This window comes from Pseudomonas urmiensis (genome assembly GCF_014268815.2).
Lineage (GTDB): Bacteria > Pseudomonadota > Gammaproteobacteria > Pseudomonadales > Pseudomonadaceae > Aquipseudomonas > Aquipseudomonas urmiensis.
Genome location: NZ_JABWRE020000001.1, coordinates 1,954,278 through 1,966,200 on the forward strand (window position 1 = coordinate 1,954,278; position 11,923 = coordinate 1,966,200).

An 11,923-nucleotide genomic window follows, 5' to 3' on the forward strand; every position below is an offset into this window, starting at 1 on the left:
GCAGATGATCAGAAGGTTGCCTTGACCTGCAATCCAACCACCAGGGCATTATCGATGTTGGTCCCGGAGAAGGCCCCCGGCTCGATGATGTACTGCACATCCGGACGCAGGTTCAACCAAGGCGTGGCCTGGTAGCCGTAGCTCAGCTCGATCAACTGCTCGGCGCTGTCGATGTCGGGGAAGTCCTGGCCACTCTGCAGCGCTGCGTCTTCGAGCACATCGCGGCTGCGCGGGTTAGGCACGGCGCGGCCATAGCCCAAGGCCACGGTATCGCGCGGGCGCCCTTCGAACGGTTTGTACAGCACTACGCCTGCGCCATACCATTTGGTGAATGGCGAAGCGGCCTTGCTCGACGCCGAGTACTGGCCAAAGGCATGCAGGCTGCGCCCCGGCAGGCTTTGATCGTTCCACACGGCCTGGTCGATCAGTAGGTAATGACCGCCACGACCGGCCACTTCCTTGTCGCTGCCAATGCGTTTGACGTTGGAGCTGTCGTAGTAGTAGCCCAGCTTGTACTCACCCGGCAGTTCGCCCTGCAGCTTGTACACCAGCTCCACCGGCACCACGGTACCGGTAGTGTGCTTGGGCCCCAGGTGCCAGGCGCGGCTGGAGTTGCCGTTGCTCTCGGGGTCGACGTTGAACGCCGCCACGCGCAGTTGCCAGGACGAGGAGAAGTCGTATTTGACCCGGGCGCCCAAATGCGCGTTGGGGTAGTTGGTCCAGCCACTGCCACCGGACATGTTCAGTGGGTGACCGCAGAAACCGGCGTTCATGAAGTTGCACAGGATGCCTGTGTCCAGGCCGCCGAGGTCGTTGCCCATGGCCATGTAGCCGAGCTTGACGTTGAGCGCGGGGGTGAAGTTGCGCTCGTAGCTGAGCTCAGTCAGGCGGGTGTACAGGCCACCGAAGTTTTCCTGGATGGGCAGACGGTTGCCGACCAGCTCCTCGGAGGCGCTGTTACCGCGACGGTCGTTGATGGTCAGCTGGACCTTGCCAGCGTTATCCAGACCGTACAGCTTGCTCAGGTCGAACTGCACGCCGAGCTTGAGGTTCTGCGAGTAGCGCGCCGAGCGGTGCAGGCCACCGTGGGCGTTATAGGCGGTCTCACCGCTGTAGTCGCCGGTGAACTTGACGCCGTCGTCCTCAAGCTGGTGACGCAAGCCGCCCCAGTCGCCGGTCAGGGTGCTGCGGTTGAGCAAATCGGCTTCGGCCATGGCGCAGGTGCTGGCCAGGGCCAGCAGCAGGCCGGCGGTGATGCGGGTAGGGGTGAAGGGCAAAGCACAGAACATTGCGAGCTTTCCTGGGGAATTGCGGGGGCTCATCGCGGGGCAAGCCCGCTCCCACGCCGGGTTGAGTCGTTGGCGTGGGAGCGGGCTTGCCCCGCGATGAAGTCAACGGTGGTTTATGGCAGGGCGTAAGAAATCACGTAGTCGCCACGGTCGGTCGACTGACGGGCGCCGCCGGCAGTGATCACCACGTACTGCTTGCCAGTTTTCGGCGAAACATAGGTCATCGGGCCGCCCTGGCTGCCGACTGGCAGACGGGCTTTCCAGACTTCTTCACCATTGGCGCTGTTGTAGGCGCGCAGGTAGAAGTCCTGGGTGCCGGCGATGAACACCAGGCCGCCTTGGGTGGACAGGGTGCCGCCCAGGGTTGGCAGGCCGATCTTGATCGGCAGGTGCATGCGGATGCCGAGCGGGCCGGTGTCTTCCACGGTGCCGACCGGAACCTGCCAGGCTACCTGGCGGGTCTTCATGTCGATGGCGGTCAGGGTGCCGAAGGGCGGGGCCTGGCACGGAATACCGGCAACCGACAGGAAGCGGTTCTTGTTCACCGCATACGGCGTGCCTTTCAGAGGTACAGCGCCCATGCCGGTGTTCAGTGCTTCACCACCGCCGGCAGCCGCACCTTTGTTCTGCGACGGAATCATCTGAATCCACAGGCCCAGGCGCATGTCGTTGACGAAGATGAAGCCATGCACCGGGTCGGTGGAAATGCTGCCCCAGTTCATGCCACCGAGCGAGCCTGGGAAGCTCAGCGAGAGGTCAGTGCCGGGCGCTGTGTACAGACCGTCGTAGCGCATCTTCTTGAAGTCGATACGGCACAGCAGCTGGTCATACGGGGTAGCGCCCCACATGTCCGACTCGGTCAGGGTCTGCGCGCCGATCTGCGGCATGCCGACCGATTTTGGCTGGGTAGGCGAATACGGCTCGTTAGGGATGTTGCTCGGCTTGACCGGTACTTCGTCGACCTGGGTCAGCGGTTGGCCGGTGGCGCGGTCGAGCACGTAGATCTGCCCGGCCTTGGTACCGATGACGACCGCAGGGACGGTCTTGCCGTCGTCCTTGGTGAAGTCGATCAGGCTTGGCTGCATGGGCAGGTCGAAGTCCCACAGATCGTTGTGCACGGTCTGGTAGACCCACTTCTGGTTACCGGTGGTGGCGTCCAGGGCCAGCACCGAGGCGCCGTAGGTGTGGTCCAGCTTGCTGCGCTCGACACCATAGATGTCGGTGGACGAGGAGCCCATTGGCAGGAACACGGTGTTCATCGCCGGATCGTAGGACATCGGCGCCCAGCTGTTGGGCGTGCTGCGTACATAGCTGCTGCCGTCGGCTGGCGCGTTGCGATCTTCAGGGTTGCCCGGGTCGAAGGCCCAGCGCATTTGCCCGGTGATCACGTCGAAGCCACGGATCACGCCGCCTGGCATGTCGGTTTGGACGTTGTCGGCGACGCGCCCGCCAACCACCACGGTGGTGCCGGCCATCAGCGGCGCGGAGGACAGCTGGTAGTACGAATCCGGAACATCGCCCAGGCCGGCCATCAGGTTGACCTGGCCATTGTTGCCAAAGCCCTGGCAGAACTCGCCGGTGTCGGCATCGACGGCGATCAAGCGGCCGTCGATGGTATTGGTCAGCAGTCGACGCTGGCAGTTGGCGCCAGGCGCCACGCTGGCCACGGTGATAGGCGAGCTGTTCGGTTGGGTCGGCTGCGCCAGCGGCGCGCTAGCGTCGAAGTAGGCCATGCCACGGCAACGCTGCCAGACCTTGGACTGGGCATTGATGGCGTTCTTCCACAGCTCTTTACCGGTGTCGGCATCGAGGGCGATCAGGTTGTTGTGCGGGGTGCAGATGAACACCTTGTTGCCAACCTGCAGCGGCGTCAGCTGGTCCTCGGCGCCGTTACCGTCGCTGATGGCCACGTCACCGGTGTGATAGGTCCAGGCCACTTGCAGCTTGTCGACGTTGTCGCGGTTGATCTGATCGAGCGCAGCGAAGCGGCTGCCACCTTCGGTGTTGCCGTAGTGAGCCCAATCTTTCTGGGCTTTTTCCGGCTCGACCGGGGTCATGCCCGGGCCGTTGCCGGTAGGTGCCACGCTTGGGTGGGCGACGAACATGTTGCCCGCAGCGATCACCAGGCCAACGGCCATGACCGCTGCCAGACCATAAGCGCCACGACCGGCGCTGCGACCATTGGCGCGCGCCAGCATCGGGTAGACCAGGGCGACCACCATGCCGATGGCGGCGAACATGAACAGGCGCGAGAACAGCGGCCAGAACACCAGGCCGGTATCGGCCACGGCCCAGATGGCAGTGCCTACCAGGAACGCAGCGAACAGCCAGGCGCCAGCGGTTTTGCGCCGGGCGATGAGGATACCGGCGATGGCCATGGCCAGGCCGCCGATCAGGAAGTACCAGGAACCGCCCAGGCCAGCCAGCTTGACGCCGCCAGCAGCCAGGAGCAAGCCGAGCAGGGCGATGACAACGCCCAAGCCGACCATGATGAATGTCGAGGCGCCAGAGGCGCGCGGTGTTTCGTTCATGCCAGGGATCTCGCAGGTGGAATGTGCGCAGTTTAAGCCCTTAGCAAGCTAATTAACAAGTTAGTACATTTCGATGTGAGGCTGATTGTCGCAGGCGTTTGCAAGCTAAGATGCACCGAAAAGCATAGAACAGGGGGTGAATTTGTCACTAAACGGCGTGTTTTTTCACTTGTGAAAATTTCGCAATTGCGACGTTGGTCGTAGGGTGCACTCGCAACAGCAAATCGTACTCAACGTGCGGGCTTGCCCCGCGATGGCGTCTAAATCCACCCAGTTGATCAAGCGCAATAGAACACCGCCAGCCACACGGTAATCACTCCAGCCTCGGTCCACTCCACCCGATGCCGGCAATGAGCGGGGATATCCAGATAATCCCCAACGCGCAACACCCGCACCTGGGCCTCATGCTCCAGGCGCAATCCGGCGCTGCCACTGAGCACGACCAGCCATTCACCCTCAGCCTGGTCGTACCAGAATCCCGCCGGGCTGGCCTGGCCAATGGAAACGATGCGTTCAATGCGCAAGCCTGGACGGGTCAACAGCTCGTCGAACTGCTCGGCGGCATGCACGTCAGGCAGGGGCAGGGCAGCAAACAGATTGTCTGGCATGGGTGGCTCGCGCTGAGTTGATTCCGAACTCTGATTGTAGGAAGGTTCCAGGATTTGGCGGACAGAAACAGCCGATGGACAAGTTGCTGGCGATCAAGACGTTCATGGCCACGGTCGAGGCTCGCGGGTTTTCCGCCGCCGCGCGCAAGCTGGGCGTTGCCACCTCCTCGGTAACGCGCCTGGTCGATGCGCTGGAGAGCGAGCTGGGGGCCACCTTGCTCAACCGCTCGACCCGTCAGGTCAGCTTGACCGAGGCCGGCGTCGGTTACTACCAGCGCTCGCGGGAGATCGTTCAAGCCTTGGCCGAGGCCGATGCCAGTGTCGCCGATCGCGGCGAGGAGCCGGTCGGCGTACTGCGCCTGTGTTTACCGGTGGAGTTCGGTCGACGGGTGATTGCTCCGCACCTGGGACGATTCTTGGCCGCGCACCCGGGGTTGGAGCTGGACATCGACTTGAGTGACCGCTTCGATGATCTGCTCGATGGTCGCTACGACGTGTCGATCCGCTTGGGCGAAGCTGCGCCGAACGACGAATTGGTCTGCAAGCGCCTGGGATGCTTTGAGCGCTGGTTGGTCGCCAGCCCCGCCTATCTTTGCGCTAGCGCTCCCTTGGTGCATCCGCAGCAGTTACTCGAGCAGGCCTGCCTGCGTTTTCGCTATGGTCAGTCCGGCCGGCCGTGGCGGCTGCGCCAGGGCGAACAAGCGCTGGAGCTGGACGTCAGCGGACCCCTGCGCAGCGCCAATGCCGACCTGCTGCGTGAAGCTGCGCTGGCCGGCAGCGGGATTGCCCTGCTGGCCGATTGGCTGGTGCGCGAAGATGTCCAGGCCGGGCGCTTGCAGCGGCTGTTCGCCGACTGGCAGATCAGCCCGGGGACTGCCAGCAGCGCCATCAACGCGCTGTACCTGCCCAACCATCGCGGCTCGCGGCGGGTCCAGGTCTTCGTCGATTTCTGCCAGGCACTGCTCAGCCGTTGAAACCCCAGCGTTGCGCCTGGCGCAAAAGCGCGTTGCGCAGGCGCTGGATTCTCCCGCTCCTCGCGCCTGGGTAAGGTGCGCGGCATATCCCGTCATTTGCCGAGGCACCTGCAATGAACCCATCCATCGCTGTTAGCCAGTCGTCTGCCGCGGGCCTGAGCCGGGCCCTGGTGACCCTGCTGGCGTTCTGCTGCGGCGCGATCGTCGCCAACATCTACTATGCCCAACCCATCGTCGGCTTGATCGCGCCAGACTTGGGCCTGTCTGGCGAGCGGGCCAGCCTGATCGTCTCGCTGACCCAACTCGGTTACGCCTTGGGCCTTTTGTTACTGGTGCCGCTGGCCGACCTAGTGGAAAACCGCCGCTTGATGATCGCCACAGCGGTACTGGCCTGCATCAGTCTGCTGTTGGCCGGGAGCAGCGGCCATGGCCAAGGGGTGTTGTTCCTTGGCTATGCCTTGCTGATCGGCTTCAGCTCGGTGGCGGTGCAGATGCTTATCCCGCTGGCCGCGCACCTGGCACCTGAGCAGCAGCGCGGGCGGGTGGTGGGCAACATCATGGGCGGCTTGCTGCTGGGCATTCTGCTGGCGCGACCGCTGTCGAGCCTTGTGGCCGATCACTTTGGCTGGCGTGCGGTGTTTATCGGCGCGGCAGGGGTGATGTTGGCGATCATCCTGTTGCTGGCCCTGACCCTGCCGCGGCGGCTGCCGGATCACCAGGCCAGCTATGCCGGGCTGATGGCTTCGCTGGTCAGCCTGCTGCGTCGCTATCCGCTGTTGCGCCAACGCTCGCTGTACCAGGCGTTGATGTTTGCTGCGTTCAGCTTGTACTGGACCGCTGTGCCGATGGCGCTGGCGGGCCAGCATGGCTTGAGCCAAAGCCAGATCGCGCTGTTTGCCCTGGTCGGGGCGGTGGGGGCGATTGCCGCGCCCATCGCGGGTCGCCTGGCCGATGCCGGGCATGCTCGGCGCGCTTCACTGTTGGCCCTGTTGCTGGCGCCGCTGGCGTTGTTGCTGGGCTTGAGTGCACCGGGCTTGAGCGTGATTGGCTTGGGCTTGACCGGGGTGCTGCTGGATTTTGCCGTGCAGATGAACATGGTGATCGGCCAGCGTGAAGTGTATGCGCTGGATCCGGCTAGCCGGGGGCGGCTCAATGCGTTGTATATGACCAGTATCTTCCTCGGCGGGGCGCTGGGGTCGGCCGTGGCCAGCCCGTTGTACACGCAGTTTGGCTGGCATGGCGTGGCGTTGGTGGGCGCGGGGTTGCCGCTGCTGGCGCTGGTGGTTTTCCTGTTGATTTCGCGGCGTGCTTCTTAGGGGGGCGCTTCACGCCCCTTCGCGGGCAAGCCCGCTCCCACACGGAACGCGTGAGGATCAAGGGCAGCCTGGCTCATCGGCCGAGTGGCAAGGCGATCCCGATCAACGCAAACAGGCTGCCACAGCAGCGGTTAAACCCCGTTCCGCCCTTGGCCAGCCAAGGCCGAACCCGAAACGCAAGGCGCGCCAACAGGTATTCGACAACAAATTCGACACTGGCAAAAGTCGCCGCCATGACCACGAACTGCACCAGCAAACCACGTTGCGGATCGATGAACTGGGGCAAGAAAGCCCCATAGAACAGCAGCACCTTGGGGTTGGCCATGGCCGACAGAAAACCCTGGCGCATCATTCCCGCATTGCTCAAGCGCGTAGCCCCCTCGGTCAACTCCAGGCGCATCGCCGGGCTGCGCCACAGCTGGATGCCGAGCCACACCAGATAAGCCCCACCCACCCACTTGAGCACCTGCAGCACCGAGCCCGAGGTTTGCAGCAGCGCGCTCAGGCCGAACATGGTCAGGGCGATCAGCGCGCTGAAGCCGACCACCCCGCCGACGATGGTCAACAGTGTGCGCCGTGCGCCATACAACGCGCCGTGGGTCAGCGCCAGCAGGCTGTTCGGACCAGGGGTCAGTGACAGGCCAATGCTGGCGAGCAGGTAGATAAGCCAGGTATCCAGTGCCATGGGGGTATGCCTTGCAGTGTCAGAGGGCGCCAGTCTAGGCCAAATACGGCTAAACCCAGGGTATGATCTGGACATCTGAGGGTTATTTCTGGACTGCTGCATGACGCCTGATATCCGCTTGCTGATCCTGCCGCTGCCGGAATTCGCCTTGCTGGCGTTTGGCGCGTTCCTCGACAAGCTGCGCTTCAGCGCCGATGACGAGGATTACAGCCAGCAGCGCTATTGCAGTTGGACGCTGCTGGGCCTGAGCAATGAGCCGGTGCCCTCCAGCAGCGGGGCGGTGGTGCAAGTGGAAGTCACGCCGCAGGCGCTGGACTTTGCCGGCTACGACTATCTGGTGCTGTTCGGCGGGCGCAATGCCGCGGCCACTGCTGCCTTGGCACCTGACTACCGGGCGCTGCTCAAACGCGCCGCCAGGGCAGGGGTGAAGCTGGTGTGTGTCGACAACGCCGCGTTTCTGCTGGCTGCCTGCGGCCTGTTGGAAGGGCACAAGGTGGTGGTGCACTGGCGCCACGAAGCCGAGTTTCGGGCGTCCTTTCCGCATTTACAGCTACTGACCGGGCAGTTGTATTGCTTCGATGGGGCGCGCATTTCCTGCGCCGGCGGCAGTGCCGCGATCGACCTGGCGGTGGAGCTGTTGTCGCGCAACTGCGGCCGAGCGCGGGCGCTCAAGGGGCTGGCCGATATGCTGGTCGATGAAACCCGTGACAGTCGCCATGCCTTGCGTTCGTTGGAAGTTGGGGCAGGGCAGGTGCAGCGTGCGGCGGCATTGATGCGTCACCACCTGAGCGCGTCGATGACCGTCGAGCAACTGGCGGCGCAGTTGGGTATCAGCCGGCGCCAGCTGGATCGACAGTTTCTCGCCAGCCATGGCATGAGCGCCAAGGCCTGGTGGCTGGAGATGCGCCTGCAGCAAGTACGCTGGCGCTTGCTCAACTCAAGCCACGGCCTGGCGCAGATTGCCGATGAGGTGGGCTTGGGCGATGCGGGGTATCTGGGCAAGTGCGTGCGGCGGCGCTTTGGGTGTACCGCAATGGCTTTGCGTAAGGGCGTTTGACGCTATCGCGGGGCAAGCCCGCTCCCACGCGAGGTATTCAGGGGCCTGATCCGTGCCCCGCGATAGCGTTACTGCGGCGCGCCGAACAACCCAGTCCAGTAGATGCCCGCATCGCTCTTGGGGTCGACCGCGTAAGCGGCGCCCAACTCGGTGAAATCAGGGTTCATCAGCGTCGCGCAATGCCCAGGGCTGGCCAGCCAGCCATCGACCACCTTGCGCGGGGTGTCACGCCCGGCGGCAATGTTCTCGCCAATCTGCCGGTACAGGTAGCCGGCCAGCTCGGCGCGATCGCCTGGGGTGCGGCCATCGCGGTCGATATGGTCGAAGAAGTTCTGGTTGGCCATGGCTCGGGTATGGTTGGCGGCAACGCCAGCCAAGGTCGTGTTCCAGGCCAGCGCCGGCGCTGCGGCGAACGGCTGGCCAGCGCATTGGCGCGGCAGCTTGCGCGCGGCGTTGATCTCTTGCAGCAGTTTCTGCCCCTCGGCCTGCCAATCACCCAGCCGCCCACTGAGCAAGGGGCGGGCGAGCACGATACGCCAGTCGCGGCCTTCCTGGCTGACGCCGATGTCGACGAACTGCGGATCGAGTACCACCTGGCAGAAGCTTTCGGAGATGGCGTGCATCGCCGCTTTCGCATCGCGCGGGCCGGACAGGCTGATGGCCTGGACGTTGACCATCGGGTAGGCCGCGCGGGTCATCGCCTGTTGCAAGTCGCGGGTGCCCTCTGGCGACAGCGCCAGGCGAGTATCGCTACTGAGCGGTGGCAGCTCCAGCGAGCCTGCATCGCCGCAGCGCTGGGCCTGGCTGCGGTAAGCGTTGATCGACTCGATCAGTTGCCCTTCTTCGCCAGTGAAGGCCTGGGCGCTGGTGGCGGCGAGCAGGCCCATCGACAGCATGGCAATGCAGGCAACGGATGGCAGGACGCGCATGTATATCTCCCTATCTGGCAGCGCCTTGGTTTGCGCTGCTCATCCTACACAAGCACGGGGCTTTTGGCCCTCTGCCGTGCAGTTCGAATAAACGGCCGGCTATGACATAGAAGCGGCAAAAGAGGCAGTAGACCGCTGGTCGCGTCGAAAGTGCGATGATTTGGTAATAATTCGTAACCTCGTCTAGAAACAATACTCAGTTGTTCTCCATTTCTCATCTGCCAGGAAGGCGTCCCTCTACCGCTTGCGGAGCTTTCCATGGCGCGACCTTGCCCTGTTCGTCCGACCTTGCTGGCCCTGTGCTGTTCCCTCGCCGTCAACGCCCAGGCGGCCGACGGCCCTATCGAACTCGATGCCACCGCGGTCAACGCCGAGGCAGCCAAGCCATCACCCAGCCAATTGCCCGAGGCATTTGCCGGCGGCCAAGTGGCGCGCGGTGGGCAGATGGGCATCCTGGGCAACCAGGACATGATGGACGTGCCCTTTACCATGACCAGCTACACCGCGCAGCTGATCGAGGATCAACAGGCCGAAGACATCGGCGACGTGCTGCTCAACGATCCCTCGGTGCGCCAGTCGTTCGGCTTCGGCAACCAATCGCAGGTCTTCGTCATTCGCGGCCTGCCGCTCAATGGCGATGACGTCGCCTTCAACGGGCTGTACGGCGTGCTGCCGCGGCAGATGATCTCGCCTGATGCCGTCGAGCGCGTCGAGGTGTTCAAAGGCCCCAACGCCTTTCTCAATGGCGCCAGCCCCACCGGCACCGGCTTGGGCGGCAACGTCAACCTGCAACCCAAGCGCGCCGGCGACACGCCAACGCGTCGCTACACCCAGGACATCAGCAGCGATGGGCGCCTGGGCGAGCACTTGGACCTCGGTCAGCGATTTGGCGCGGACAACCGCTTGGGCGTGCGCCTGAACCTGTCTCAGCGCGAGGGTGAAACCGCGGTGGATGATCAGGACCAGCGCAGCAAGCTGTTCATGATCGGCCTGGATTACCGTGGCGACAACTTCAAGCTCTCGACCGACTTCGGCTATCAGAAACAGCGGGTCAACCACATGCGCAACTCGGTGCGCCTGGGCGGCGGCCTGACGGATATTCCACGCGCCCCCGACGCCGATCACAACTACGGCCAGGAGTGGGCCTGGACCGAAACCGAGGACACCTTCGGCATGGTCCGCGGCGACTATGATTTCAACGACAACTGGAGCGGCTACCTGGCCGGTGGTGCCAAGCACACCCACGAGAATGGCTTCTACGGTACGCCGATCCTTACCGACAGCAGCGGCGCGGCGACTATCGGTGGCTCCAAGATCCCCCATAACGAGGACAACACGACCCTCATGGCCGGCATCAACGGCCGCTTCCAGACCGGGCCGCTGAGCCATCAGCTGAATATCGGCGCGGCAAGTATCTGGACCCAACAGGAGAACGCCTTCGTCTTCTATAACTCGCAAGACACCAACATCTACCACACCGACCCGCTACCCAAACCGACCACGCCGACCTTCGTCGGCGGCAAGCTGGACGACCCGGGCGTGACCGGCAAAACCCGCAACCGCAGTATCGCCATCTCCGATACCGTGGGCCTGTTCGACGACACCCTGCTGCTGACCGCAGGGGTGCGCCGCCAGCAACTGCGGGTCGAGGGCTATGCCTATGACGGCGAGGGCGCGGATGCTGGGCGCAATGCCTTCTACGATGAAGCGGTCACCACGCCCGTGTATGGCATCGTCTACAAGCTCAATCCGTCGATCTCGCTGTACGCCAACCGCATCGAAGGCCTGGCCCAGGGCGCAACGGCTTCAGGGCAGGTGATCAATGCCGGCGAGGTATTTGCGCCCGCCGAGACCAAGCAGGTCGAAGCCGGGGTCAAGTTCGACTATCAGCGCTTTGGCGCCAACCTCGCGGTTTATCGCATCGAGCGGCCCACTGATGGCTTTGTCCAGGGCAACGTGTTCGTCCAGGATGGTGAGCAGATCAACAAGGGCGTGGAGCTGAGCGTGTTCGGCGAACCGATTGCCGGCTTGCGGCTGATGGCCGGCGGCACGCGCATGGACACCGAGTTGAAAAACACCTTGGATGGCAGCAATGACGGCAACCACGCCGTCGGGGTGCCGACCTTCCAGCTCAACGCCAGCGTCGACTGGGATGTGCCGGGGCTTGAGGGGCTGGCGCTGAATGCGCGCATGCTGCGCACTGGCGGGCAGTATGCCGACCCTGGCAACACGCTCAGCCTGCCGACCTGGAACCGCTTCGATGTCGGCGCGCGCTATCGCTTTAGCGTGCAGCGCAAGGACATCACCTTGCGGGTCAATGTGGAGAACCTCACCGACAAGAATTACTGGGCCTCGGCCAATGGTGGTTACCTGACCCAGGGCGATCCGCGGTTGGTGAAGTTCTCAGGCTCGATCGATTTTTAAGTGGCGTCGATTGGCGATGAGGCGGCAACTGTTGGCAGGCCAACAGCAGCCCTACACTTTGCCCGCCCTCATTCACTGAAAACGTCGCCAACCCCAATAAAATCAGGCCC

9 protein-coding genes are annotated in these 11,923 nt (G+C 63.7%); 4 read left to right on the top strand and 5 right to left on the bottom strand.

Going from position 1 to position 11,923, the window contains the following annotated elements; translation table 11 throughout:
• Nucleotides 1-8: 8 nt before the first annotated feature.
• From HU737_RS08675 to HU737_RS08685, 3 genes are all read right to left on the bottom strand, one after another.
• Nucleotides 9-1,289 carry a carbohydrate porin gene (locus HU737_RS08675; protein WP_186553296.1) on the bottom strand — a complete coding sequence of 427 codons (1,281 nt, stop codon included), beginning with the start codon at nt 1,287-1,289 and terminating at the stop codon, nt 9-11.
• A 113-nt stretch (nt 1,290-1,402) separates the two neighbouring features.
• Nucleotides 1,403-3,820, bottom strand: coding sequence for a glucose/quinate/shikimate family membrane-bound PQQ-dependent dehydrogenase (locus HU737_RS08680; RefSeq protein ID WP_186553295.1), 2,418 nt, complete (start codon nt 3,818-3,820; stop codon nt 1,403-1,405).
• Between the two features lie 278 nt (nt 3,821-4,098).
• Nucleotides 4,099-4,428, bottom strand: a complete 330-nt coding sequence (locus HU737_RS08685; protein WP_186553294.1) for a cupin domain-containing protein — start codon at nt 4,426-4,428, stop codon at nt 4,099-4,101.
• 74 nt (nt 4,429-4,502) lie between these two features.
• Here HU737_RS08685 and HU737_RS08690 point away from each other — a divergent pair, with 74 nt between their 5' ends.
• Together HU737_RS08690 and HU737_RS08695 are read left to right on the top strand one after the other, a co-directional pair.
• Nucleotides 4,503-5,402, top strand: a complete 900-nt coding sequence (locus tag HU737_RS08690; protein ID WP_186553293.1) for a LysR family transcriptional regulator — start codon at nt 4,503-4,505, stop codon at nt 5,400-5,402.
• Nucleotides 5,403-5,515: 113 nt separating this feature from the next.
• Nucleotides 5,516-6,718 (top strand): MFS transporter, encoded by a 1,203-nt coding sequence (locus tag HU737_RS08695; protein WP_186553292.1) that lies wholly within the window; start codon nt 5,516-5,518, stop codon nt 6,716-6,718.
• 73 nt (nt 6,719-6,791) lie between these two features.
• Here HU737_RS08695 and HU737_RS08700 read toward each other — a convergent pair whose 3' ends face one another.
• On the bottom strand, nt 6,792-7,403 hold the full coding sequence (locus HU737_RS08700; RefSeq protein WP_186553291.1) for a LysE family translocator: 612 nt from the start codon (nt 7,401-7,403) through the stop codon (nt 6,792-6,794).
• Nucleotides 7,404-7,503: 100 nt separating this feature from the next.
• Between HU737_RS08700 and HU737_RS08705 the strand changes: the two genes are divergently transcribed.
• A complete protein-coding gene (locus tag HU737_RS08705; RefSeq protein WP_186553290.1) occupies nt 7,504-8,460 on the top strand; it encodes a GlxA family transcriptional regulator in 957 nt (318 codons plus the stop codon).
• Nucleotides 8,461-8,528: 68 nt separating this feature from the next.
• Here the strand turns inward: HU737_RS08705 and HU737_RS08710 are convergent, their stop codons facing one another.
• Nucleotides 8,529-9,389, bottom strand: coding sequence for a CAP domain-containing protein (locus tag HU737_RS08710; protein ID WP_186553289.1), 861 nt, complete (start codon nt 9,387-9,389; stop codon nt 8,529-8,531).
• Nucleotides 9,390-9,647: 258 nt separating this feature from the next.
• Here HU737_RS08710 and HU737_RS08715 point away from each other — a divergent pair, with 258 nt between their 5' ends.
• Complete coding sequence (locus tag HU737_RS08715) at nt 9,648-11,813, top strand: TonB-dependent receptor (RefSeq protein WP_186553288.1); 2,166 nt, start codon at nt 9,648-9,650, stop codon at nt 11,811-11,813.
• The last annotated feature ends 110 nt before the right edge of the window (nt 11,814-11,923 follow it).

Coding starts and splice junctions, on each gene's coding strand:
- HU737_RS08700 (WP_186553291.1), bottom strand. CDS start 7,403: ATGGCACTGGATACCTGGCTTATCTACCTGCTCGCCAGCATTGGCCTG.
- HU737_RS08695 (WP_186553292.1), top strand. CDS start 5,516: ATGAACCCATCCATCGCTGTTAGCCAGTCGTCTGCCGCGGGCCTGAGC.
- HU737_RS08685 (WP_186553294.1), bottom strand. CDS start 4,428: ATGCCAGACAATCTGTTTGCTGCCCTGCCCCTGCCTGACGTGCATGCC.
- HU737_RS08690 (WP_186553293.1), top strand. CDS start 4,503: ATGGACAAGTTGCTGGCGATCAAGACGTTCATGGCCACGGTCGAGGCT.
- HU737_RS08715 (WP_186553288.1), top strand. CDS start 9,648: ATGGCGCGACCTTGCCCTGTTCGTCCGACCTTGCTGGCCCTGTGCTGT.
- HU737_RS08705 (WP_186553290.1), top strand. CDS start 7,504: ATGACGCCTGATATCCGCTTGCTGATCCTGCCGCTGCCGGAATTCGCC.
- HU737_RS08710 (WP_186553289.1), bottom strand. CDS start 9,389: ATGCGCGTCCTGCCATCCGTTGCCTGCATTGCCATGCTGTCGATGGGC.
- HU737_RS08675 (WP_186553296.1), bottom strand. CDS start 1,289: ATGTTCTGTGCTTTGCCCTTCACCCCTACCCGCATCACCGCCGGCCTG.
- HU737_RS08680 (WP_186553295.1), bottom strand. CDS start 3,820: ATGAACGAAACACCGCGCGCCTCTGGCGCCTCGACATTCATCATGGTC.